21 protein-coding genes are annotated in these 21,800 nt (G+C 59.8%); 10 read left to right on the top strand and 11 right to left on the bottom strand.

From position 1 onward, the window contains the following. The first annotated feature begins 230 nt into the window (after positions 1 to 230). A complete protein-coding gene (locus JJ917_14240; protein MBO6699982.1) occupies positions 231 to 665 on the top strand; it encodes a metallopeptidase family protein in 435 nt (144 codons plus the stop codon). On the opposite strand, the gene JJ917_14235 is transcribed toward JJ917_14240, so the two are convergent. Both JJ917_14235 and JJ917_14230 read right to left on the bottom strand, forming a co-directional pair. Beyond that, positions 662 to 967, bottom strand: a complete 306-nt coding sequence (locus JJ917_14235) for an AzlD domain-containing protein (GenBank protein MBO6699981.1) — start codon at positions 965 to 967, stop codon at positions 662 to 664. The genes JJ917_14240 and JJ917_14235 overlap by 4 nt on opposite strands. Continuing rightward, positions 967 to 1,695 carry an AzlC family ABC transporter permease gene (locus JJ917_14230; GenBank protein MBO6699980.1) on the bottom strand — a complete coding sequence of 243 codons (729 nt, stop codon included), beginning with the start codon at positions 1,693 to 1,695 and terminating at the stop codon, positions 967 to 969. Before JJ917_14230 ends, JJ917_14235 begins: the two co-directional genes overlap by 1 nt. 110 nt (positions 1,696 to 1,805) lie before the next feature. Between JJ917_14230 and leuD the strand changes: the two genes are divergently transcribed. Both leuD and JJ917_14220 read left to right on the top strand, forming a co-directional pair. Continuing rightward, positions 1,806 to 2,411, top strand: coding sequence for a 3-isopropylmalate dehydratase small subunit (gene leuD / locus JJ917_14225; protein MBO6699979.1), 606 nt, complete (start codon positions 1,806 to 1,808; stop codon positions 2,409 to 2,411). A gap of 115 nt (positions 2,412 to 2,526) precedes the next feature. Beyond that, positions 2,527 to 4,014, top strand: a complete 1,488-nt coding sequence (locus JJ917_14220; GenBank protein ID MBO6699978.1) for an L-lactate permease — start codon at positions 2,527 to 2,529, stop codon at positions 4,012 to 4,014. Positions 4,015 to 4,022: 8 nt separating this feature from the next. Here the strand turns inward: JJ917_14220 and JJ917_14215 are convergent, their stop codons facing one another. The 8 genes from JJ917_14215 to JJ917_14180 form a co-directional block, all read right to left on the bottom strand. Continuing rightward, positions 4,023 to 5,696, bottom strand: a complete 1,674-nt coding sequence (locus tag JJ917_14215) for a DEAD/DEAH box helicase (protein MBO6699977.1) — start codon at positions 5,694 to 5,696, stop codon at positions 4,023 to 4,025. Positions 5,697 to 6,006: 310 nt separating this feature from the next. Further along, positions 6,007 to 6,858 carry a sugar phosphate isomerase/epimerase gene (locus JJ917_14210; GenBank protein MBO6699976.1) on the bottom strand — a complete coding sequence of 284 codons (852 nt, stop codon included), beginning with the start codon at positions 6,856 to 6,858 and terminating at the stop codon, positions 6,007 to 6,009. Between the two features lie 12 nt (positions 6,859 to 6,870). Continuing rightward, entirely contained in the window at positions 6,871 to 7,695 is an 825-nt protein-coding gene (locus tag JJ917_14205) for an aldo/keto reductase (protein ID MBO6699975.1), read from the bottom strand. Positions 7,696 to 7,711: 16 nt separating this feature from the next. Then, on the bottom strand, positions 7,712 to 9,208 hold the full coding sequence (locus JJ917_14200; protein ID MBO6699974.1) for a pentose kinase: 1,497 nt from the start codon (positions 9,206 to 9,208) through the stop codon (positions 7,712 to 7,714). Continuing rightward, positions 9,208 to 10,269 carry a sn-glycerol-3-phosphate ABC transporter ATP-binding protein UgpC gene (gene ugpC, locus JJ917_14195; protein ID MBO6699973.1) on the bottom strand — a complete coding sequence of 354 codons (1,062 nt, stop codon included), beginning with the start codon at positions 10,267 to 10,269 and terminating at the stop codon, positions 9,208 to 9,210. Before ugpC ends, JJ917_14200 begins: the two co-directional genes overlap by 1 nt. A gap of 85 nt (positions 10,270 to 10,354) precedes the next feature. Beyond that, the gene (locus tag JJ917_14190; protein MBO6699972.1) at positions 10,355 to 11,794 is read right to left on the bottom strand and encodes an extracellular solute-binding protein; all 1,440 of its coding nucleotides are present in this window, start codon (positions 11,792 to 11,794) and stop codon (positions 10,355 to 10,357) included. A gap of 20 nt (positions 11,795 to 11,814) precedes the next feature. Continuing rightward, complete coding sequence (locus JJ917_14185; GenBank protein MBO6699971.1) at positions 11,815 to 12,831, bottom strand: carbohydrate ABC transporter permease; 1,017 nt, start codon at positions 12,829 to 12,831, stop codon at positions 11,815 to 11,817. Continuing rightward, complete coding sequence (locus tag JJ917_14180; protein MBO6699970.1) at positions 12,831 to 13,718, bottom strand: sugar ABC transporter permease; 888 nt, start codon at positions 13,716 to 13,718, stop codon at positions 12,831 to 12,833. The genes JJ917_14185 and JJ917_14180 overlap by 1 nt, the downstream gene beginning before the upstream one ends. A gap of 239 nt (positions 13,719 to 13,957) precedes the next feature. On the opposite strand from JJ917_14180, the gene JJ917_14175 reads away from it, so the two are divergent. The 7 genes from JJ917_14175 (at position 13,958) to JJ917_14145 (ending at position 20,825) form a co-directional block, all read left to right on the top strand. Next, complete coding sequence (locus JJ917_14175) at positions 13,958 to 14,584, top strand: glucose-6-phosphate isomerase (GenBank protein MBO6699969.1); 627 nt, start codon at positions 13,958 to 13,960, stop codon at positions 14,582 to 14,584. Continuing rightward, positions 14,581 to 15,564 (top strand): shikimate dehydrogenase, encoded by a 984-nt coding sequence (locus tag JJ917_14170; GenBank protein MBO6699968.1) that lies wholly within the window; start codon positions 14,581 to 14,583, stop codon positions 15,562 to 15,564. Before JJ917_14175 ends, JJ917_14170 begins: the two co-directional genes overlap by 4 nt. Next, a complete protein-coding gene (locus JJ917_14165; protein MBO6699967.1) occupies positions 15,554 to 16,381 on the top strand; it encodes an MBL fold metallo-hydrolase in 828 nt (275 codons plus the stop codon). The genes JJ917_14170 and JJ917_14165 overlap by 11 nt, the downstream gene beginning before the upstream one ends. Positions 16,382 to 16,397: 16 nt before the next feature. Continuing rightward, positions 16,398 to 17,279: a MurR/RpiR family transcriptional regulator gene (locus JJ917_14160; GenBank protein MBO6699966.1), complete on the top strand. Its 882-nt coding sequence runs from the start codon at positions 16,398 to 16,400 to the stop codon at positions 17,277 to 17,279. 112 nt (positions 17,280 to 17,391) lie between these two features. Continuing rightward, positions 17,392 to 19,851: a dehydrogenase gene (locus JJ917_14155; GenBank protein ID MBO6699965.1), complete on the top strand. Its 2,460-nt coding sequence runs from the start codon at positions 17,392 to 17,394 to the stop codon at positions 19,849 to 19,851. 14 nt (positions 19,852 to 19,865) lie between these two features. Then, entirely contained in the window at positions 19,866 to 20,099 is a 234-nt protein-coding gene (locus tag JJ917_14150) for a lipoyl domain-containing protein (GenBank protein MBO6699964.1), read from the top strand. 3 nt (positions 20,100 to 20,102) lie between these two features. Beyond that, positions 20,103 to 20,825 carry an alpha/beta fold hydrolase gene (locus tag JJ917_14145; GenBank protein MBO6699963.1) on the top strand — a complete coding sequence of 241 codons (723 nt, stop codon included), beginning with the start codon at positions 20,103 to 20,105 and terminating at the stop codon, positions 20,823 to 20,825. Here JJ917_14145 and JJ917_14140 read toward each other — a convergent pair. Then, positions 20,822 to 21,799, bottom strand: coding sequence for a sugar-binding transcriptional regulator (locus JJ917_14140; protein MBO6699962.1), 978 nt, complete (start codon positions 21,797 to 21,799; stop codon positions 20,822 to 20,824). The two genes, JJ917_14145 and JJ917_14140, sit on opposite strands and share 4 nt — an antisense overlap. Position 21,800 lies beyond the last annotated feature (1 nt).

Below are 21,800 nucleotides of genomic sequence, written 5' to 3'. Positions count from 1 at the left end.
CTTTGTTGTTGTCTTTTGCACCGCTTTGATTCCCTCGGCGCTGGTTCCTGGTCGCGACTATTGACGAAGCCGCGAACCCTGTCGAGACGCCAAGTTCCTCACAGCGCAGTTGAAGTGCGGTTGAAGCGCCCCAATCACGTCTTTATGTAGCCTTGTGAGGCGTAAACAGCTGATCGCACTGATAGCCTGCTGGCCTATCAGTCTGTTTGACCGCCAACATCGGAACCGTCATGGGCCAGAAGCTTCCAGATTTCCCTGCCAATCGCTGGGCCGATGCCATGGCGCCGACCCTGGATGATTTTGCGGCGATGGCCCGCGATGCGCTGCGAGAGCTTCCGGCACCGTTTGCCGATTTGGCTCAGCAGGTGGCCGTGCGCATCGATGATTTCGCCGACGCCGAAACGCTTGCCCATTTCGACATGGAGTCGCCCTTTGAACTGCTCGGCCTTTTCGTCGGCGAGGGCATCGCGCAAGGTGGTGCGCTGACGCAGTCCGGACAATTGGACAATGCTATCTGGCTCTACCGCCGCCCGATTCTCGATTATTGGGCTGAACATGAAGAGACGCTGGGAGCCGTCGTCCGCCACGTCTTCATTCATGAGATGGGACATCATATAGGCCTGTCCGATGACGATATGGATCGCATCGAGGCGGAGAGCCCTTAGGCCAAGAACACCGTAAATCCGGCGGCAAACGCCATCGCAGCGAACATCGCCCACACCGCGCTGCGGGTTGCCAACATCACCAGAATGGCAACGCCGACGGCGATCGCTTCGCGCGCCCCGTTATTGACGATAAACGTCACAACAATCGCCGCGAGTACCGACGCCGACATCGCTTCCAGAAAGCTTGTCACACGTGGCGATAGGGTCACGAACCTCATAACGAAAGCGCCGCCAAGCCGGGTGCCGAGCGTGACCAGGGCCATCATGGCGATTGCAAGATAGGCGGTGGGCGCATCAACCATCAGGGCATCGCCTTGCTCTTGGCGGGAAAGGCCGCGCCAATCAGGCCGCCCGCCAACGCAGCAGCGATGATATTCCAGCCGGTCGGTAGGATCGGCAGCGTGACAAAGGCGACAACGCAGGCAACAGCCACCGGCAGAGCGGCCTTCAAATTCGGCACCATCCCAACGGCCAGTGCGCCGAAAAACGCTGCCATAACAACATCGACGCCGAAACGCTCCAACTCGCCAAGCAGCGTGCCGGCGAAAACGCCGACGGTCGTGGCCACCGCCCAGACGGCCCAGAGCACCAGCCCACCACCGAGAATATGAGCAGCGTCGCGCTCACCGTCCTTCATGGCCTGATAGCTGTCGGCGAAATTGACGTCGGACAACATCATCAAAGACCCAAACCAGTGGCGCGCCGGCAAAGGGTTCACATAGGGCGAGATCGCCGCGCCCAGGATGAAATGGCGCGCATTCACCGCAAGCACCACCAGCGCCAGCGAGAGGAACGGTAGCGGGCTTTGCCAGAGATCGAGCGCAGCAAACTGGGAGGCACCTGCAAACACCACCAGGCTCATGACGATAGCCTGATCAGCCGAAAGACCGCTCTCAATCGCGGCGGCCCCATAGGCAACGCCAAACGGCAAAACAAACACCGAAACAGGCAACAGTCTTTGCCCCCCACGCACCAAACCATGGGCGGTGAAACGCAGACCATTTCCAGCAGTCGAAGAAGCATCGGACATACAGTGCCAGTGTCAGAGACGTGAGGCCCGGTCAAGCAACCTACGGTACAGTCTTGTGGCGCCGTGTCGGCCTTGCTAACAGGACGGCCTATCAGGAGAATTTGCGTCTAATGGAAAAGTTCACAACGCTGACCTCGGTCGCCGCGCCCATGCCCGTGATCAATGTCGACACCGACATGATCATCCCCAAACAGTTCTTGAAGACCATCAAGCGCACCGGCCTTGGCAAAAGCCTTTTCTACGAAATGCGCTTCAACGAGGACGGCACCGAAAACGCCGATTTCGTGCTCAACAAGCCCGCCTATCGCGACGCCAACATTTTGGTCGCCGGCGACAATTTCGGTTGTGGGTCAAGCCGTGAGCACGCGCCATGGGCACTGCTCGACTATGGCATTCGCTGCGTGATCTCCACCAGCTTCGCCGATATTTTCTACAACAACTGCTTCAAGAACGGCATTCTGCCCATCGTGGTCACGCCGGAGGAGCTGGATAAGCTCATGGACGATGCGCAGCGCGGCTCCAACGCAACGCTGAGCATCGACCTTGAAGGCCAGACCATCAAAGGCCCAGATGGTGGTACGATCAATTTTGAAATCGATCCGTTCCGCAAACACTGCCTGATGAACGGTCTGGATGATATCGGCCTGACGATGGAAAAAGCGCCGCACATCGACAGCTTTGAAGGCCAGATGGAAGCAGACCGTCCCTGGGTCTGAGCTTTCGGTTGTCCGAACTCGCCTCGCTCCTCGCGCTGCCATCGAAGGTTGCTTGATGGGCGGGGCGTGGCTGCGCTATCGCTGGGCCCTATCCCCCCGGCCATAGAGTTTGCCCGTGCCTGTTTTGCTTGCTGCCCTGCCCCTTGTCTGCGTGCTCATCGGCATGGCGGTGCTGCACACTTCGGCGATCCTTGCCGGGCTGGCGGGTTTTGCAATCGCCGCCGGATTGGCGCTTTTCGGGCCTTTCAATCTGGCCGACGCCCTGGGCCTTCCCTTGGGGTCGGCCGCGGCGGGGACACTCGCCGAAGCCGCGCATTCGACCGGCACCATCCTCTGGATCATCTTCCCAGCGCTTGCGCTTTACGCTTATCAAAGCCGCGTCGGCGCCATTGATCGTATTCGCGATGCGCTGGCCGGTCTCACCGACAACAAGCGCATCCAGGCGCTGCTAATCGCTTGGTTTTTCGGTCTTTTCATCGAAGGCGCAGCGGGGTTCGGAACACCTGTAGCGCTCGCGGCACCCTTGCTGCTCGGCATTGGATACTCGCCCATCCGCGCCGTCACGCTGGCACTGCTGGGCCATGCGGCGGGTGTTTCCTTCGGCGCGGTCGGGACACCGACCCTGGCACAATTGGAGTTAACCGGTATCGGTGCCGAAGCGCTGGCAGGCCATGTCGCGCTTCTCCATGCCTGCCTTGGCTGGATCCTGCTTTTTGCCATGGTGCGACTTGCCGATGATGGGCCGGTGACCCGCTCCGAAATCGGCTGGACGCTGCTGGCCGGTATCTGCTTCTTCCTGCCCTTTTTGGCGCTTGCCTTTTTGGCCGGGCCGGAACTGCCCTCATTGGCAGGCGCCCTGATCGGCACGGCAGTCTTTGTCACGCTGTTGCGCAGACGCGGCGCCAAGGCGTCCATCGATCTGCGGTCTTTGTCCGCTGACCTCACGCCTTATCTCATTATTGTCGGATTGGTTCTTGCGACGCGATTGATCGAGCCACTGCGCGCCGCGACCAGCGAGGCAGCGCTCTCCTGGTCGCTATTCGGCCAATTTTCCGGAAGCTTCGCACCGCTCTATCATCCTGGCACGCTGCTCTGGGGCGGGCTTGTCCTCGGAGCACTGATTACGAGCCGGACCGGCGCGATATGGCCTGCAACGCGCGAGGCTTTGAAGCGATTGATCGCTGTTGCCATGGCGTTGTTCGTAATGCTCGCCCTGTCGCGTCTGATGGTGCAATCGGGCATGATCACCACGCTGGCCGATGCGGCAGCGACCACCGGCACGTTCTGGCCGCTCTTTGCGCCTGCCGTCGGCGTGCTCGGCACGTTCATCACGGGGTCAGCAACGACGTCGAACATTCTCTTCACCGAGCTTCAGGCTTCGGCGGCAGAGGCTCTCAGCCTGCCGATCACGACCATGGTCGCGGCCCAGGGTTTTGGCTCGGCTATCGGCAACATCATCGCGCCCCACAACATCATTGCAGGGGCGGCGACGGTCGGACTTGTCGGTAAAGAGGGGAGCGTGCTCGCCCGCACGGTGCTCTGGTGCGCGCTCTATACGGGGTTGGGCGGGGCCGCCATCTTGATGGCGACCCAGCTTTTTTGAGACGCCGATTAGGCGGCGCGCAAATTCACGGCTGTGAGCTTACCGCGCTTTTCTTCGGCCAGTTCATAATGGAACGTCTGACCTTCATTGACGGCTTTGAGGCCCGCTTTTTCCACGGCGCTGATATGGACGAACACGTCCGGGCCGCCATTATCCTGCGCCAAGAAGCCGTAGCCCTTGCGGTTGTTGAACCATTTCACCGCACCGGATGACCCATCGCCAGCACGGCCAGCTGGACCACTGGCTTTGCGCTCCTGACGAGATGGCTTTTTGCCCTGAGCGGCCACTTCGGTCGGGTTCAGCGGATCAAAGCCAAAGGTTTCCCGCTTGCCGCCTTTTTTCATCGACGGCTTGGTCACCTGAGCATCGCGACGGTTTTCATCGCTTGCAACCCGGCGCTTACCTTTGTCCTTCGGGTTCACGCGATCACGATGACGGTCTTTTTTCTTCCCGCCTCTTTCGGCCTGCGGCTGCGTGGCAACCTCAACCTTCACGCGCTCCACCTCATCCACATCGCCATGCACTGGCACGCTCTGTTTGATGAGACGCTCAATGTCGCGCAGCAATTTGCGCTCGGCCGGATCAACCAGCGAGATCGCAATGCCGCTGGCGCCAGCCCGTGCGGTACGTCCGATGCGGTGCACATAGGCTTCAGGCACATTGGGCAGCTCGAAGTTCACCACGTGGGACACGCCATCGATATCGATGCCGCGCGCTGCCACATCGGTGGCAATCAGCGCTTTGACGTCGCCGCGCTTGAACGCCTGCAATGCCTTTTCGCGCTGACCCTGGCTGCGGTTGCCGTGGATGACGGCGTTCTTCAGCCCATAGGAGGTCAGAAACTTCGCCACCTTGTCGGCGCCATGCTTGGTGCGCGTGAAAACGATCGCACGCTCAACATCCAGGGGGGCCAGAAGATCGAGCAGTTTGTCGCGCTTCTGCGCTGCAGGAATATGCAGCACCGACTGCGCGATTCGGTCGATCGGTTTGGACTGTGGCGCAACCGAAATTTTCTCAGGGTTCTCCTGGAAATCTTTGGCCAGAGCCGCGAGCGGTTTGGGCATGGTGGCCGAGAGCAGCACTGTCTGACGCGGGCTTGCCACGGCACCCAAAATGCGGCGCATGGCGGGAATGAAGCCCATGTCGAGCATCTGATCGGCTTCATCAAGCACCACCAGATCGGTGTCGTTGAGGCGAACCGCACCGGTGCGCATATGGTCTTCCAAACGACCCGGCGTGGCGACAAGAATATCGACGCCATCGGCCATGGCTTTGGCCTGCACCGAGGCGCTGGCGCCGCCAACAATCACAGCCACAACGGGCTTCAGATTGCGTCCATACGTTTTCACCGCGACGGAAATCTGCTGGGCCAATTCACGCGTCGGCACCAGGATCAGTGCCTTGGCGGTTTTAGGTTTGCGCGGCACAAAGGCTTTGTGAACGCGCTTATCGTTCAATTCACCTTGCTTCAACTCGGCTTTTTCAAGCGCCAGCGCGTGCAGCAGCGGCAGCACAAACGCCGCCGTCTTGCCGGTGCCGGTCTGGGCAATGCCAAGCACATCGCGCCCGGCCAACATAGAGGGGATCACCTGGCCCTGGATGGGCGTTGCGGTGGAATATCCTTCACCCGAAACGGCATGAAGGATGGGCTCGGCGAGGCCGAGGTCCGAAAACTGTGTCAAATCTGTTCTTTCAAGTGGGTTGGCGCCGCTGCGCCTTGAGTCGGGCAAACAGCGCGTGGAACACCGGGTCGTACTCGTTGGTGAGCACGAAAAGTGCGCCAAGGATCGAAATCTCAAGCGCAGCCGGTGCTCGCATACGGATCGTCTGTATGCTTCAGGGGGATTATGCCCAAGAACCATTAAATCTTTGGGCAAAACGCCGTGGCGTTGATGTCTATCTGGCGATGCGCCGGTGAAACGTCAAGCTAGGCTTGCGCGACTGGTGGACCATCGCCAGGCCTAAGTCAATGAAATTCAAGGCATCTGCCGGTTAATCGATCAAGCCGTATTGGCGTGCTTTGCCGCGCAAGAACGGCAGCCCTTCGCCGATCACCTCTTCGGTGCTGTCGGCAACGGGCCGCCAGACCGAAAGCCCAAAGGCGATTTCCGGCGGCATGTTCATGAAGCTTTCCATCGCAAGGCCGCCCTTGAACTCGATGGCAGCAAGCGTTGCGTAGATCTCGTCCCAGTCGCAGGTGCCTTTGCCGGGCACGCCGCGATCGGATTCCGACAAGTGGATGTAACGGAGGTGGTCGCGCGCCGCCAATATGCCGTTGGCTGCACCCTTCTCCTCGATGTTCATGTGGTAGGTGTCGAGGTGAATGAAGAGGCTTTCGGCCCCCACCCGATCCAACATTTCCACCGCCTGCCAGCCGGTGTTGATCAGGTGCGTTTCATAACGGTTCACCGGTTCGATTCCAAAGGCGATGCCCAACGATTTGGCGTGCTTGGCGGTGGCCTCCAAGCAGCGCGCCACATTGTCCAATTCCCGTTCGGTAGGTGGCTCACCACTGCGCTCGCCGATCCCGCCATAGGTGACCCCGGTCAGCGCCTCAGCGCCCATGGCAGCGGTTTTGTCGAGCGCCACTTTCAGAAAGTCGATGCCCGGCTGGGGATCACGCGATGGCCAGCACGCCTCCGGCAGGCCCAGCGAACAGACGGCTTTCACGCCTGACGTCTCGAACAGTTTGGCGCTGTGGGTGGCATCGACAATGGCTGGGTCCAGCAGCGCCACTTCGACAAAATCAAAACCATTGCGCACCGCCTCACCGACGGCCTTCTCGGCAGCTTCCGGCGTCCAGCGCATGGTCCAGATCGAAGAGTGGATGCCAAAGCCCTGCATCGCGCGACCTCCTTAGGCGAAGGTCGCCGGATCGGGACCCAACCGATCGCCAGCATCAAGACCAGCAATGGCCGCCATATCATCGGTGGTAAGTTCGAAATCAAACAGCGCCATGTTCTGCGCCATGCGGTCGGCGTTTGTGGAGCGCGGAATGACCGAGCAGCCAAGCTGAACATGCCAACGCAGAATGACCTGCGCGGGTGTTTTGCCAAGACGGTCAGCGATGGATGTGATCACCGGATCATCAAAGCTTTTGGATTTGCCCAGCGGCGTCCAGCTCTGCGTGATGATGGCGTGCTCGGCGTGGAACGCACGCAGCTCAGTCTGCTGAAACCGTGGATGCAGCTCAATCTGGTTGAGAACCGGCGTCACGCCGGTTTCGCCGATGATCCGCTCAAGATGGTCCGGCGCGAAATTCGACACACCGATGGAGCGCAGCTTGCCCTCCTCCTTGGCACGAATGAAGGCTTTCCACGTGTCGACATAGAGCCCCTTTTCCGGGCAGGGCCAATGGATGAGACAGAGATCGACGGCATCCATACCGAGACGATCCAGACTCGCATCGATGGCCCGCAACGTGCTGTCGAGGCCCTGGTTGTCGTTCCACACCTTGGTGGTGACAAACACATCGTCGCGCGGCAGGCCGGACGCGCGCAGTCCCTCGCCCTGCCCGACTTCATTGCCATAGATCGCCGCGCCATCAAGCAACCGATAGCCGGTCTTCAAGGCCTGCTGAACGACATCGCCGGTCATGTCCTTGGGAACCTCCCAAAGACCAAAACCAAGTTGCGGGATCGACCGGCCATCGAGAAGAGAAAGGGAGGGAATAGTTGTCATCGGCTTGTCTTTCGTCTCAGAGGGGAAGGGCATCAAGGCGCGCGTAGAAAGGCTGCGCCGCCGTATAGAGATCGGCATAAATCGGCATCATGGCATCATAAAGTGCAACGGTTTGCGGATCGGGGTGAACGTCTTCGACAAACCGCACCATCGTACGCGTTGCCTCGCCAACATCGGTGTTGTGACCAGCGGCAATCGAAGCCAACATGGCGGCACCGACCACACCGCACTCCAATTCTTCCGGTACAGCGTAGGGCACGTTGTACAGGCTTGCCTTGATCTCAAGCCAGAGGCGCGATTTGGCGCCGCCGCTGGCCGCTACGATCCTGTCTGGTCGTCCATGCCCACCCTGGAGATCATCCAGCCGGTGACGCACGGAAAAGGCGACACCTTCGAGCACCGCGCGATGCAGATCCGACAGTCCATGGGAGGCGGTCAGACCAAAGAACTGAGCGCGTGAGTTGGCCTGGCTGTTCGACCGTTCGCCCGAAAGATAGGGCAGGAAGAACAACCCATTTGAGCCGGCCGGTGCCTGGGTGGCGGCCTCGGCAACCTCGCCATAGCTCCTGCGATTGTCATGAAACGCCCGCCGCGCCCAGCGCACGGCATCACCGCCGGCATCAAGCAGCGTGAAGCTGCCCCAGGTGCCGCCTGCGCCGATGACATTGGAGACATTGGGATCAAGCACCGGCGTCTCATGCATCAGCGTGATGATGGTCGATGTGCCGGTTACATCCGATCCGGTGCCTGGCTCCGTCACACCCGAGCCAAGCAGCGCCAGCGGATAGTCGCCAGCCCCGACAAGAACAGGAATCCCAGCACTGAGGCCAAGCAACTGTGCCGCCTCGCCGGACAGTCCTGCCAGTACGTCTTGAGGATTGTGCAACGGCGGGAGCAGGTCACCAGGCACGCCAGTCAGAGAAACCATCTCGTCCGACCAGGATCGTCTCTTCCAGTCCATTAGGAAGCTCAACGACGCCTCAGTGACATCTTGCGCCCGCTCGCCGGTCAGCTTGTAGTTGATCCAGTCCTTCGGCATCAGCAGGCTCGACGCCCGCGCGACGCTATGCGGATCGTTCTCCATCAGCCAGGCAAGCTTGAAGGCGGGCCAAGCCGGCGACGGAGCGTTGGCCGTGCGGCTCACGCCGTCTGTTGTCGGCACGCGGGAAGCAAAGGCCTCGACTTGCGGCACGGTACGCTTGTCATTCCAAAGCAGCGCCGCCTCACGGGTCAGCTCGCCATCGTCATCGATAAGCACCGAGCCATGCATCTGTCCGCAGGCGCAGATCGCTGCGACACGACCCGCCGCATTCTCAACCTTGCCTAGCACATCGCGGATGCTTTCCACGGTGCCCGTCCACCAGTCCGCTGGTCGCTGCTCCGACCAGCCATGCTGCGGCACGATCTGATCATGCTCTCGGTTGGCAAAAGCAAGGATCCGTCCCAATCGATCGACCAAGGCCGCCCGCAGGCTGCCCGTACCGACATCGATGGCCAGATAGAGATCGCGCATTAGAGACGCAGCTCGGTTTCCGGATCGAAGAAATGCGCTTGTGTCATATCGACGGTGATCGGACAGGATTCGTTGACCGTCACATCAAACCGGGGATCGACCTGCGCGGTGACCTTCTCGCCATTCACGGTGCCAAGCACCAACGTATGGGCACCAAGCGGCTCGATCACCACCGGGTCGATGGTGAGCGTCGCGGCATGCGCGGACTGGCGCATGTGCTCCGGCCGGATGCCAAACATCACCGCACCGCGATTGCCAAGACGCTGCGCTTCCTCCGGTGGCAAAGGCAAGGATTGGCCACCCAGTTTCACCGCGCCATCCTCGATAGTGGCCTTGAAGACATTCATCGACGGCGAGCCGATGAAATCGGCAACGAACAGATTGGCGGGTTTCTCGTACAGCGTGATCGGTTCGGCAGCCTGCTCGATATTGCCATTTCGCATAACCACCACGCGGTCGGCCATGGTCATGGCTTCCACCTGGTCGTGGGTTACATAGACAGCCGTCGTGCCAAGGCGGCGCTGCAACAGCTTGATTTCGGTGCGCATGTCCACGCGCAGTTTGGCATCCAGGTTGGAGAGCGGCTCATCGAACAAAAACACTTCCGGCTGGCGCACCAATGCTCGGCCAATCGCGACCCGCTGACGCTGGCCGCCGGAAAGATTCTTCGGTTTGCGGTCAAGGTAGGGATCAAGGCCGAGCAGTTTGGCGGCCTCACCGACGCGTTCGGCGATCACCGCCTTCTCGGTGCCATGCACCTTCATCGCGTAACCGATATTGTCGCGCACGCTCATGTGCGGATAGAGCGCATAATTCTGAAACACCATTGCGCAATCGCGCTCGCCTGGACGAACGAAGGTCACATCCTTGCCCGCGATGCTGATCTGCCCACTTGTCGGCAGTTCCAAGCCAGCCAGCATGCGCAGCGTCGTGGTCTTGCCGCAGCCCGACGGCCCCACCAGCACGATGAACTCACCCTGCTCGATGGTCAGGGACAGTGGCGGGATAACGTTGACGTCGCCGAAGTCCTTGGTGACGTCTTTCAGTTCAACGTGCGACACACGCAGATCTCCTTCAAAAAGATGCCTCCCGACCCCTGGGTCGAGACCCTAGGCCGGGAGGCACAATCCTGTCAGCCAGAATGGCTTACATCGGCGGCAGGCCAACCGATGCACGATACGCGGCCAGTTGGGTGTCGCGACCGAACTCTTCGGTCAGAGCATCCCACTCTTCGGCAATGCGATCGAGGGCTTCCTGCGGCTCAATCTCACCAGCCAAAGCACGTGAGAGTTCAATCTCCAGCACTTCGGTGTAAGAGAAGAAGCCCGGCAGCCGCAGGTCAAGTGCCACGTTCGGAGCGTCGAGTGATGCACGCTGGGCACCCAAATAGCTGGCAGCCTCTTCTTCAGAGAAGACCGAGGACCAGTTTTCCAGGTTCTCATAGTGGCTGAAGCGATAAGGGTTCACGCCGGAATTCGCCGTCACGATCGCCTGACCGGACACTTCCGGGCTGATCACCTCGGCCACGAAGTCCCACGCTGCTTCGGGGTTTTCACTGTCGGCTGGAACCGCCAACTGCCAACCGCCAAAGGCCAGGAACGGCGAGTGAACGACCTCATCGAAGCTGTCCCATTCGCCCGACACATGGTTCCAGATTTCCGTCGAACCTGGCAGCATGGCGGTGCGCACATGGCCTTCAATCGAACCTTCGGTGGATCCCAAAACGCCGGAATCCGCCCAGTCGATGTTCATCGCAACCGTGCCACCAGCATAGAGCGGACGCACATCACCGGAGCCGTTATTCAACGCCCCTGGAGGGTTGTAGTCGAGCCCGCGCTTATACTCTTCCAGCGCGCGCAACCAACCGGGATTGTTGATCTGCGCTTCCATGGTCTCCGGATCAAAGAACATGGAGCCCGGATTGTCCGGGTGGTTGGTGTAGCTGGCGGCGTGGGAGAAGAAGTACCAGAACTGCTGGCCGCCACGGCGATAGGCTTCGGCGGTGCCGAACAGGCCATCATCGGGACGATGGAAGAATTCCGCCTGATCGTAGTATTGTGCCCAGGTGACCGGCGCCGCGAGCGGATAGCCATAAGCAGCCTCGAACGCAGCCTGCTCGTCTGCATTGTCCAATAGGTCGGCACGCAGATTGAGCATGTGCATGTCGCCGTCCATGGTGGCCGACTTCACTTCGCCGTTCCACACCATCAACCGCTCGCGATAGACCGGGTGAATATCGTCCCAGTTCGAACCTTCTTGCAGCGCGTCAGGCATGGTGGACAGGAAGGGCGCAAAGTCCGGCAACCAGGCTGGAACGAACCCGATCGCATCAAAGTCGCCGGTCTGCTGGCTCATCGCTGTCAGGAATTTCGGGTAAAGCTCACCGAACGGAAACTCGATCACATTGACCGTGCCGCAGGTGCGCTCCTCCCAGCTCACAGCCGCCGCCGCCAGCGCCGAGGCAATGGCAGGGCCGTTCTGCGTGGAGACGTTGAGCGTGACACCGGTATAATCTGGTTCGCAGGCCATGGCCGTCCCAGCGCCCAGCGCTGCAAAAGCCACGGTGGATAGTAGAAGTCTCTTCATGGTTTCCTCCCTTGTGAAGATTATTTGATTGAACCTGAGAGAAGGCCAGATCGCATCATCCGGCCCAAGATCGCTGCGATCACAACCATCGGAATGATGGCAATCAGCGCCGCAACGGAGATCGCCCACCACTCATCACCGCGGCTCGATTGCTGACCGGCAAGAAGGATGGGCAGGGTCTGCCAGTCACCGGAGGTGAGCAGCAGGGCAAACAGAAACTCGTTCCAGATGAAGGCAAGCACGATCATCGATGTCGCGAGCAGTCCAGGCAGCGACATCGGCAGCACGATCTGAATGAAGATGCGCATACGGCCGATATTATCGACCTGTGCCGCTTCCTCCACCTCGACAGGAACGGTAGAGAAAAAATCGCGCATCAACCACACCGCGAAGGGCAGCCCGAAAGCGGTGTAGGCGAGCACCATGCCGAAGAAACTGTCGAGCAGTGGGAAACCCGCCCGACCCACTTCGGCATAAAGAAGAAACAGTGCAAACGCCGACACAATGGGCGGGAACATGCGCTGAGAGACGAACCAGAAGGTCACGTCATTGTTGCCAAGCACCGGCCCAGGCAGGCGAAACCGGTTCATCCAGATGGAAACGACCAGCGCCAGCACCAGCACAATCAGAAGGGCATAGGGCACGTCGATGTCAAAGGTGCTGTTGAGCAGCACAAAACCGCCGATCGAGATGACGCCGAACGCCAGGCCCGACATCAGGCGGATGCGAAATTCGAACCGCACCAGCGCATAGGCCGCCATGGAACCGAGAAAGACCGAGAGCACGGTGGCCACAAGCGAGATCATCACCGAGGCCATGATCGGCCCGTAAAAGTCACCGCGAATGCCGGAAAACGCATCGCGAAATGCCTGCAAGGTCGGCTGGAAATCGACGAACGGAATGTAAGTCGCGCCCTGCGAGACCGCGAGCGGCGGTTTAAACGCCGTCACGAACACCCAATAAAGCGGGAAGAACGAGAAAAAGAGCCAAACCAGACAGCCCACAAGACCGATGGTGCGCAGCGTGCGGTTCTCCATCACGCGTACCTCTTCATCAGGCGACGCGCGGCTGCGAGATAGATCGTGCCGAAGATGATAACGACGATGAGGAAAACGAAGGAGAGCGCCGACGTCATGCCCAGATTGAATTTCTTGAAGCCCTCATTGTAGGCGAAAAGGGTCAGCGTTTCGGTCGCCGTTCCTGGTCCGCCCCCGGTCAGCACAAACACCGTGTCGATGACCTTGAAGCCCTCAATCAAGCGGATGAAAATCACTGCAACCGACAGCGGCAAAAGCATGGGGAACGTCAAATCCCAGAACCGCCGCCAAGGGCCGATATCGTCTACACGCGCCGCCTCAAAAACTTCACTGGGCATGCTCTGCAATCCAGCCAGCATCAGCAGCGTGACAAAAGGTGTCCACTGCCAAGTCTCGATGGAAATCAGCACCATGATCGCCAGCCCAGGCTCTGTGAGGAAGGGCAAATTACCAAAGCCCAAACCAACCATCGCGTCGTTCACCGGCCCCAAATAGGGATGGAACACCATGCGCGCGATGAGCGCGACGCACACCGGAGCAATGAACATCGGGAGCAAAAACACGACCCGATAGAGCGAAGAGCCGCGCACATTGTGGTGCAGTGCTAGCGCCAGCAAAAAGCCGAGCGCGTATTGGAAAGCAACGGACACAAAGACGATCGTCGCCGTAGTCCAAGTCGAGCCCCAAAAGCGCGAGGAGGATAGGATGTCGGCATAGTTATCGACGCCGACAAAGCGCGGCGGGAGCGGCGGCACCAAGCGCACCGACTGGAAGCTGACGGTCAGCGCATAAATCAGCGGAAAGATCGTTATCACCAGGACGATGATAAACGCAGGCCAGATGAAGGCGTACTTCACCCGATCGTGCCTGACCGCATCCCCCTGCATCCTCTCTCCCTTCGTTTTTCCCGAAGGTTGCCCCGAACGGGCGTCGAGTTCAACCCGTTTTTGTAGTTCTACTATGAAAAACTAACATGTCACCGACTTTTGATGAACCAAAAATACAAAAGTTGGCTCATTTTCGGCCAGACAAGCGCCTTGAAGTGGAATTTCGTTGGATTGATCCGCCATTCAGTTGCCAATCCAAGCTATTTTGGTAATTATACTACAAAAATGAGGAGTCCAGCATGCTGGTTGCGCCGTCAGCCCACACCATCGACCCAAGCACTGGCGCGCTCGCAGCGCACACCGGCCGGTACCAAAAAAACCTGTCGGACTTGCAAGGCATTTATGCTGATGGCGAGGCCTTTGAGCGCACCTTGAAAGACTACGGCGACCGGGTCGTCTACACCGTGGAAGATGTGCGGCCCGAAGCAAGTTCCGGCGATCTGATCTTCGGCACCACCTTCATGGAACCCGGCCGCATTGAGAATGAATTCTTTATGACGCGCGGGCACATTCATGCCACTGCCAACCGGCCGGAGACCTATTATGGCGAGTCGGGTGAAGGCTTGATGCTGATGGAATCACCCGATGGGCAGGTCTCCATCCTCGAAGTGCGGCCAAAGACGATGGTCTATGTGCCGCCGCTCTGGATTCATCGCTCGGTCAACACCGGCAGCGCACCCTTGGTGATGAGCTTCTGCTACCCTGTCGATTCCGGCCAAGACTATGACGTCATCGCCAAATCAGGTGGCATGGCCGTACGCATCATCGCCGATGGCGACGGCTGGGCCAGCGTTCCCAACGCCACTTACAGGCCGCGCACTCAAGCCGAGATCGACGTAATCCTCGCCACGCAGGATCTTAACTGATGACCTACGATCCGGCGACCAAACCCACCTTCTATTTCATTGGTGTGACCACGGCGAAATCCTCGATCATGAAGGTGTTCCCCAAATGGGCTGAGCACCTTAGCCTCGGAGATGTTGCCATGCGCGGGATTGATTTCGTGCCGCACGACAAGCCCGAGCGATACCGCGAAATGGTCGCCTTCCTGAAGGCAGATCCCCTCTCCCTTGGCGCACTGGTCACGACCCACAAGCTGGACTTGTTCGAAGCCTGCCGCGACCAGTTCGATGAGATCGACCCGCTCGCCACCATGATGGCGGAAACCAGCTGCCTTTCGAAGCGCGATGGCCGGCTCATTTGCCATGCCAAGGACCCGATTTCCTCAGGCCTTTCGCTGGACGGGTTTTTACCACCCAACCATTTTGCTTATACCGGCGCGGAGGTTTTCAGCATGGGTGCCGGTGGCTCGACCATCGCGTTGACCTGGCATCTCATGCAGGCCTCGCGCGGGTCCAACCGGCCGTCTCGCATTGTTGTTTCCAACCGCTCGCAGCCGCGCCTTGATCATATCCGCGCGATCCATGAAGGCCTCCGCAGCAACATTCCCGTCGACTATGTCCTGGCACCCAAACCGGAAGACAATGATGCGATCCTGGCCGGCCTTAAACCCGGCAGCCTGGTCATCAACGCGACCGGCCTTGGCAAGGATGCGCCGGGGTCACCGCTGACCAACGAAGCGCAGTTTCCGCCGGACGGTGTCGTCTGGGAGCTCAACTATCGTGGCGATCTGGTCTTCCTCGATCAAGCGAACGCCCAAGCCAGCGCGCGCAACCTTCAGGTCGAAGACGGATGGACCTACTTCATCCATGGCTGGACGCAGGTGATCGCCGAGGTTTTTGACATCACCATTCCAACCTCTGGGCCCGCCTTCGACCGGATTGCCGCCATCGCCGCGGAGGCGACGGGACGACCCCAACAGGCAGCAGCGCATCATGCAGGTTAGGCGCGAGCAGGGCTTCCCACAGAAGGGAGAGCGCGCCCTGTTCTGGCTCGGCCAGGCCGGCTTCTGGTTTGACACCGGCGATCATCGCATCCTCATCGATCCCTATCTCTCGGACAGCCTTGCCAAGAAATATGCCGGGCAAGTCAATGATCACCAACGCATGATGCCGCCGCCGATCACGCCACATGAATTACCCGAGCCGGACCTTGTGCTCGTCACTCATGCCCATACCGATCATATGGATCCCGAAACGCTCGGGCCACTCGCCACGCGTTTTCCAGATCTTCCGTTTGTGGTCCCGCGCGCCAAGCTGGCCGTCGCACGCGAGCGTATTGGAACAGATGCCAACCTCGTCAGCGCCAGCGACGGTCAGACGCTCTCACCGCTTCCTGGTTTGACGCTTCATGTGCTGCCCGCTGCCCATGAAACACTCGACCGCGACAGCGAGGGCAACGCCCACTTCTTGGGGTACATCATCAAAGCTGGCGGCGTTACGCTCTACCATTCCGGCGACACCATCCCGTTCGATGGATTGTCGGAGGCCATTGGGGCTATCGCACCGAACGTCGCCCTGCTTCCGGTGAATGGTCGCGATGCGGTGCGATTAGCATCCGGTATCCCAGGCAATTTCACACTGGAAGAAGCCATCACCCTTTGCCAGGATGCGAGCATCCCATGGCTCGTTCCGCATCATTTCGGCATGTTTGCCTTCAACACGTTGAGCGAAGAGGCGATCGACGCGGCAGCCGCCAAGACCAGCAAGCCGTACATCACCAAGGCAGTGGTTGGCGAAAGGCTCCTGCTTGACCTCGCCTAACCTCCCCACCGATCCGATCGCCAGGACCGAAGTTGACGACAACCTTTTGGAGGTCATCACGCGCAGCCTGCCGGACCTGCGCAAATCCGAGCGCCGGGTGGCCGAAGCGGTGCTCTCCGACCCCGCCAGCGCCCTTTCGGTGACGCTGGCTGAACTCGCCCGCCGATCCAATGTCAGCGAACCGACCGTCATCCGCTTCGCCATGGCCATTGGCTGCGAGGGTTTTCGTGATCTTCGCGTCAAACTCGCCCGTTCGCTTGCCTTCGCCCGCACGACATCCCATTCGGCGATTTCAACCGCCGATGATCTGCCAGCCCTCATCGGCAAAGTGTTCGACTTCAACCTTTCCAATCTCAATTGGGTCAGCACCCGCCTCGACCAAGAGGTCATTGGCGAGGCGGTCGCGGTGCTCTCGCGGGCCAATCAGATCGAGTTCTTTGGCTATGGTGCGTCGGCGATTGTAGCGCTCGACGCCCAGCAAAAGTTTCCAATGTTTGGGGTGCCGTGCGGCGCGCCGCTTGACGGTCACCAAATGCTCATGACCGCCGCGATGCTGAAACCTGGCGATGTGGCGGTTGCGATCTCCAACACTGGCGAAACCGAGGCCGTCCGCCGAGCCGCGCGCCTTGCCCGCGCGCAAGGGGCGACCGTCATCGGAATTTCTGGCTCGCAAAGCCCGCTGCTGGAAGACTGCGACATTGGCCTTGTCATCGAAACGCTGGAGAACACGGACATCTATACGCCCACCGTCTCGCGGCTGTCGGCCATGGTGGTGATCGATATTCTTTCAACCGCCGTCAGCCTCGCCCGCGATGAGACCGAGCAAAAGCGGTTCGCGGCCATGAAAGCGGTGCTCGCCAAAACACGCGCTGGCCAGCGTGATGAGGACGAGGCTTGAGGCGTGAACTTCAAATGAACATTTGCGTATTCGATTTGACAAAGTTTCTGTTGATGCGGTAGCCGAAGCACCTCTCACGGTTCGCTTCCAGCCCCGATAAGGCCCTCGCCTCATGCCCAAACAATTGCTCGTCGATCCGCAGGAAACCCGCCAATCCGGCGCGCTTTCTCTTTCACCGATCCCAGTCCATGCCTACCACACCAGCCTGGAAACCGAGCGCGAGGCCCGTGGCGATGGCGCTCTGCGCCAGGCCCTGCGCGACATGATGGTGGTCCGCGAGTTCGAGACGATGCTCGCATCCTTCAAGGGCACCGGCGCCTATCAGGGGATCGACTATCTCTACAAAGGCCCGGCACACCTTTCGATCGGCCAGGAAGCCGCCGCCGTTGGCGCGGCGATGGCGCTCAAGGCGGACGATTACATTCTTGGCTCCCACCGCAGCCATGGCGAGTTCATTGCCAAAGGTCTGGCCGCAATAGCCGAGCTGGACAACGCGGCTTTGTCGGGCATCCTCGATACCTATGAGGGTGGCAAGCTGCGCGACACCGTCGCCAAGCATGTCGGCGGCACCGACAAGACGCTTGGCCAAAACGTTCTGCTTTTCGGCTTGCTCGCAGAAATTTTCATGCGCGAGAACGGTTTCAATGGCGGCATGGGCGGCTCGATGCACGCCTTCTTCCCGCCCTTTGGAGCCTATCCCAACAACGCGATCGTCGGCGCCAGCGCTGGTATTGCAACCGGCGCGGCGCTGCGTCGCAAACTGGCCCAGGATGATGGCATCGTCGTTGCAAATGCGGGCGATGGATCGACCGGCTGCGGCCCGGTCTGGGAGGCGATGAACTTCGCTGCCATGTCGCAATACGACACCCTTTGGGAAGACGCCTACATGGGCGGCCTGCCGGTGCTTTTCTTCTTCACCAACAACTTCTATGCCATGGGCGGCCAGACCAAGGGCGAGACCATGGGCTGGGAGCGCCTTGCCCGCATAGGCGCAGGCGTGAACCCGGCGCAAATGCACGCCGAAACAGTGGACGGATCGAACCCGCTGGCCGTCGCCGACGCCGTGGCCCGCAAGCGTCAACTTCTCTTAGAGCGCAAAGGCCCTGCCCTGTTGGATGTGGAATGCTACCGGTTGGTCGGCCACTCCACCACCGACGCCAACGCCTATCGCACACGCGATGAGATCAAGCTTTGGACCGAGCAGGATCCGATCGGCCAATTTGCGGCTACCTTGACGGCGGCGGGCATCCTGTCTGACGCAGACGTGGAAAGCATGCGCGAAGGCGTTGCCGAACAGATCTTGGCTGTCACCCGCGCCGCCGTCGATCCAAAGATCGCCCCACCCGTGGACGTGGAAGGGCAGCCGACACGCATCGGTCAGCTGATGTTTTCCGGCACCGAGATACCCGTGCCTTCAACACCAGTGCCACTGCTCAAGCCGATTGAAGAAGCCGCCGCTTTCCGCCAATTGGGTCGCAAAGCGCGCTTTGGCCTGGATGCCGAGGGCAAAGCTCTATCCGGCCTTAAGACGGTGACCCTTAGAGACGGTCTGACCGAAGCTGTGCTTCATCATTTGACCAATGATGAGAGCCTTGTTGCCTATGGCGAAGAATGTCGCGAATGGGGTGGTGCCTTTGGGGTCTATCGCGGCCTCAGCGATATTCTCCCCCATCATCGTCTGTTCAATTCTCCGATCTCCGAGGCCGCGATCGTCGCCACCGCTGTCGGTCACGCGCTCGCCGGGGGACGCAGCCTGGTGGAACTGATGTATGGCGATTTCATCGGTCGCGCCGGCGATGAAATCTTCAACCAGCTTTCCAAATGGCAGGCGATGTCCGCCGGACTGCTCACCATGCCGGTGGTTCTGCGCGCTTCGGTGGGTTCGAAATATGGTGCCCAGCACTCTCAGGATTGGACGTCGCTCATCGCCCATATTCCAGGTCTTAAAGTCGTTTACCCCGCCACCCCCTATGACGCGAAAGGGTTGATGGCCTCTGCCCTCTCATCCAACGACCCTGTCGTCTTCTTTGAAAGCCAGCGGCTCTACGATCAGATCGAAACCTTCCAGAAAGACGGCGTTCCGACGGATTATTACCGCATCCCGCTGGGCGAACCGGACATCAAGCGCCAAGGCAATGATGTCACCGTGCTCACCATCGGTCCTTCGCTCTATCCAGCACTAGCAGCCGCTGATGAACTGGCTGACGTTGACATCGAAGCGGAAATCATCGACGCGCGCTCATTGGTGCCGTTCAACTATGATGCTCTGCTCGCCTCGGTGAAAAAGACTGGCCATCTGCTTATCGTGTCAGAAGCCTCTGAACGCGGCAGCTTCGCGATGACCATCTCCACCAACGTGACCCGCTTCGGCTTTGCTGACCTGAAAGCGCCGCCACGCGTGCTTGGTTGCCCGAACTGGATCGTGCCGGGCGCTGATATGGAAACCACCTATTTCCCACAGGCACACGACATCATCGACGTGGTGACAGGCGAATTCTTCCCGTCCAAACGCACCAACCAACGTGGCGTGCGTACATGGGATGATCTCAACCTTGCCCGCCAGGCTCTTTAAGAGGACACCCGACCATGACAACGCCCATCCTTGTGCCGCAGCTCGGCAATGAAATCACCGAGGCTGAAGTGACCGAATGGGTCGCATCCGAGGGTGATACGTTGAAAAGCGGTGATCTGATCGTTGTCATTACGACCACCAAAATGGCCATTGAGATCGAAGCGCCGGCCGACGGCAAGCTGAGCACCATCGCCATGCCCGAAGGCGAAATCGTTGAAGTTGGCGTGACCTTGGGAGAGATCACCTAGCCCATGGCACCTGTGATGCATCGCATCGGCGGCGAAGGCGACGCCGTGGTCCTCATTCATGGCTTCGGTGCCGACCGGCTGGGCTGGGTCGCGAACTCACCGGCGCTACTCGACACCTACACCGTTTGGGCAGCCGAGCTGCCGGCCCATGGAACAGCCGAACCTGGCGCAACGACACCCATTGATATCGCCAGCGCGCTCACCGAACTGCTACCGCAGAACGACAAACCCATCGCGCTGATTGGTCATTCCTTGGGCGGTGCCATCGCGGCCCACCTTGCAGCGTTGCGGCCGGATCAAATCGGCAAAACCGTGCTCATCGCACCAGCAGGATTTGGCTCAGGCGCAGTCGCTGGAGATTTCTTGACCGGCCTTCCCGGTCTTCAGTCTGAAGACGAAGCCTTGCAGCATCTGCGCCAACTGGTTGTGCGTGAGCGACTGATCATGCCGCAAATGGCGCAGTATGTTCTTAAACACCTGGAAAAGCCGGGCCGTCGAGAGGCTTTGGCAGAGATCGCCCAAGCCGCGTTAAACTTCGAACTCCCTGCCCTGCCGAATGAGGCACTGGTAATCTGGGGTGAAGAGGATGCGATCAATCCACCGGACATGGAATGGCTAAAAAGCCTTGGCGAACGCGCAATGCTGTTGCCGCAGACCGGTCATCTACCCCATGTGGAGGCGGCAACCAAGGTCAACCGGCGCATCACGGATTATCTGGCAAGCTAGGCCGACGCTTTGAGCGCCAATATCGCTTTGGCCGCCGCTTCATCGGTGACCAATGTTTTGCACCCGGTGCGCGTGAGCGTTGCCATAATAGCCGCCGCCCGAAGCGCGCCGCCCGACGCCAAAATGCCGTGCTTGGCGGTCGCAATGGTGTCAAGATCAACAGCCATGACACGATCGTGGATGGGGTGGGCCACAGTGTTTCCCCCGCCGTCCAGAAATTGACAAAGCGTGTCGCAGATCGCCCCGGCCTTTAGCAGATCGGCATATTCATCCTGCGACAAAAACTGGTGACTGAGCGAAGACCCTGCCACGCCGATGTCGCCGCAGCTGAGCACCGCGACATCAAGCTCTTCGGCTGCCTTTTCCACCTGTCGCAGACCGCACCGCTCGATCAATCGAGTTTTCGTATCGTGACTATCGACGACCAATGGTGCCAGGTAGAGCAAGCAGTCCGCGCCAAGTCGCCCGGCCATGCGCCAGGAAAAATCAATCGGATTAACGCTGCTGGCTTCCAGCAGCCCGCCTTGCAGCGAGATAACCCGCATGCCCGACCGCCGCTGCGGTCGAAAGGTGGAAAGTGAGGCGTTCAACGTGCGGCCCCAGCCAACGCCAATGGTCATATCATCGGCTAGGACATCCGACAGCAGCTGGCCAAGCGCGGCACCGACATCGCTTGCCGTCTCGTCCGCCGTTCCAGAGCCGGGAACAACGATCGCCTCGTCAAGGTTCAACGCCTCTTCCAGTTCAACGGCGAGGGCTGTGCAATCGCCGGGGCTGGTGTTGATCCAGATTTGGACCTCGCCACGTTTGCGCGCTTCATCGAGCATGCGCACAACCGTCGAACGGCTGACGCCAAGCGCCTCTGCGATGTCTTTTTGTGTCAGACCACGGTTGAAATAGAGCCACGCAGCGCGCACCCGCAGCGAGGCCGTGTCGGAAAGCGTGATTTGCCCTGCGCGCGTCAGACGGGCCACT

Source organism: Hyphomicrobiales bacterium (genome assembly GCA_017642935.1).
Lineage (GTDB): Bacteria > Pseudomonadota > Alphaproteobacteria > Rhizobiales > MH13 > MH13.
The sequence above is the reverse complement of the archived record's forward strand: the minus strand, read 5'-3'. Positions and strand labels throughout refer to the sequence as shown.

Excerpts from the sequence above, each read along its gene's own strand:
- JJ917_14240 (MBO6699982.1), top strand. The coding sequence starts at position 231 with ATGGGCCAGAAGCTTCCAGATTTCCCTGCCAATCGCTGGGCCGATGCC.
- JJ917_14235 (MBO6699981.1), bottom strand. The coding sequence starts at position 967 with ATGGTTGATGCGCCCACCGCCTATCTTGCAATCGCCATGATGGCCCTG.
- JJ917_14230 (MBO6699980.1), bottom strand. The coding sequence starts at position 1,695 with ATGTCCGATGCTTCTTCGACTGCTGGAAATGGTCTGCGTTTCACCGCC.
- leuD (MBO6699979.1), top strand. The coding sequence starts at position 1,806 with ATGGAAAAGTTCACAACGCTGACCTCGGTCGCCGCGCCCATGCCCGTG.
- JJ917_14210 (MBO6699976.1), bottom strand. The coding sequence starts at position 6,858 with ATGCAGGGCTTTGGCATCCACTCTTCGATCTGGACCATGCGCTGGACG.
- JJ917_14205 (MBO6699975.1), bottom strand. The coding sequence starts at position 7,695 with ATGACAACTATTCCCTCCCTTTCTCTTCTCGATGGCCGGTCGATCCCG.
- JJ917_14200 (MBO6699974.1), bottom strand. The coding sequence starts at position 9,208 with ATGCGCGATCTCTATCTGGCCATCGATGTCGGTACGGGCAGCCTGCGG.
- JJ917_14190 (MBO6699972.1), bottom strand. The coding sequence starts at position 11,794 with ATGAAGAGACTTCTACTATCCACCGTGGCTTTTGCAGCGCTGGGCGCT.
- JJ917_14185 (MBO6699971.1), bottom strand. The coding sequence starts at position 12,831 with ATGGAGAACCGCACGCTGCGCACCATCGGTCTTGTGGGCTGTCTGGTT.
- JJ917_14180 (MBO6699970.1), bottom strand. The coding sequence starts at position 13,718 with ATGCAGGGGGATGCGGTCAGGCACGATCGGGTGAAGTACGCCTTCATC.
- JJ917_14175 (MBO6699969.1), top strand. The coding sequence starts at position 13,958 with ATGCTGGTTGCGCCGTCAGCCCACACCATCGACCCAAGCACTGGCGCG.
- JJ917_14165 (MBO6699967.1), top strand. The coding sequence starts at position 15,554 with ATGCAGGTTAGGCGCGAGCAGGGCTTCCCACAGAAGGGAGAGCGCGCC.
- JJ917_14155 (MBO6699965.1), top strand. The coding sequence starts at position 17,392 with ATGCCCAAACAATTGCTCGTCGATCCGCAGGAAACCCGCCAATCCGGC.
- JJ917_14150 (MBO6699964.1), top strand. The coding sequence starts at position 19,866 with ATGACAACGCCCATCCTTGTGCCGCAGCTCGGCAATGAAATCACCGAG.
- JJ917_14145 (MBO6699963.1), top strand. The coding sequence starts at position 20,103 with ATGGCACCTGTGATGCATCGCATCGGCGGCGAAGGCGACGCCGTGGTC.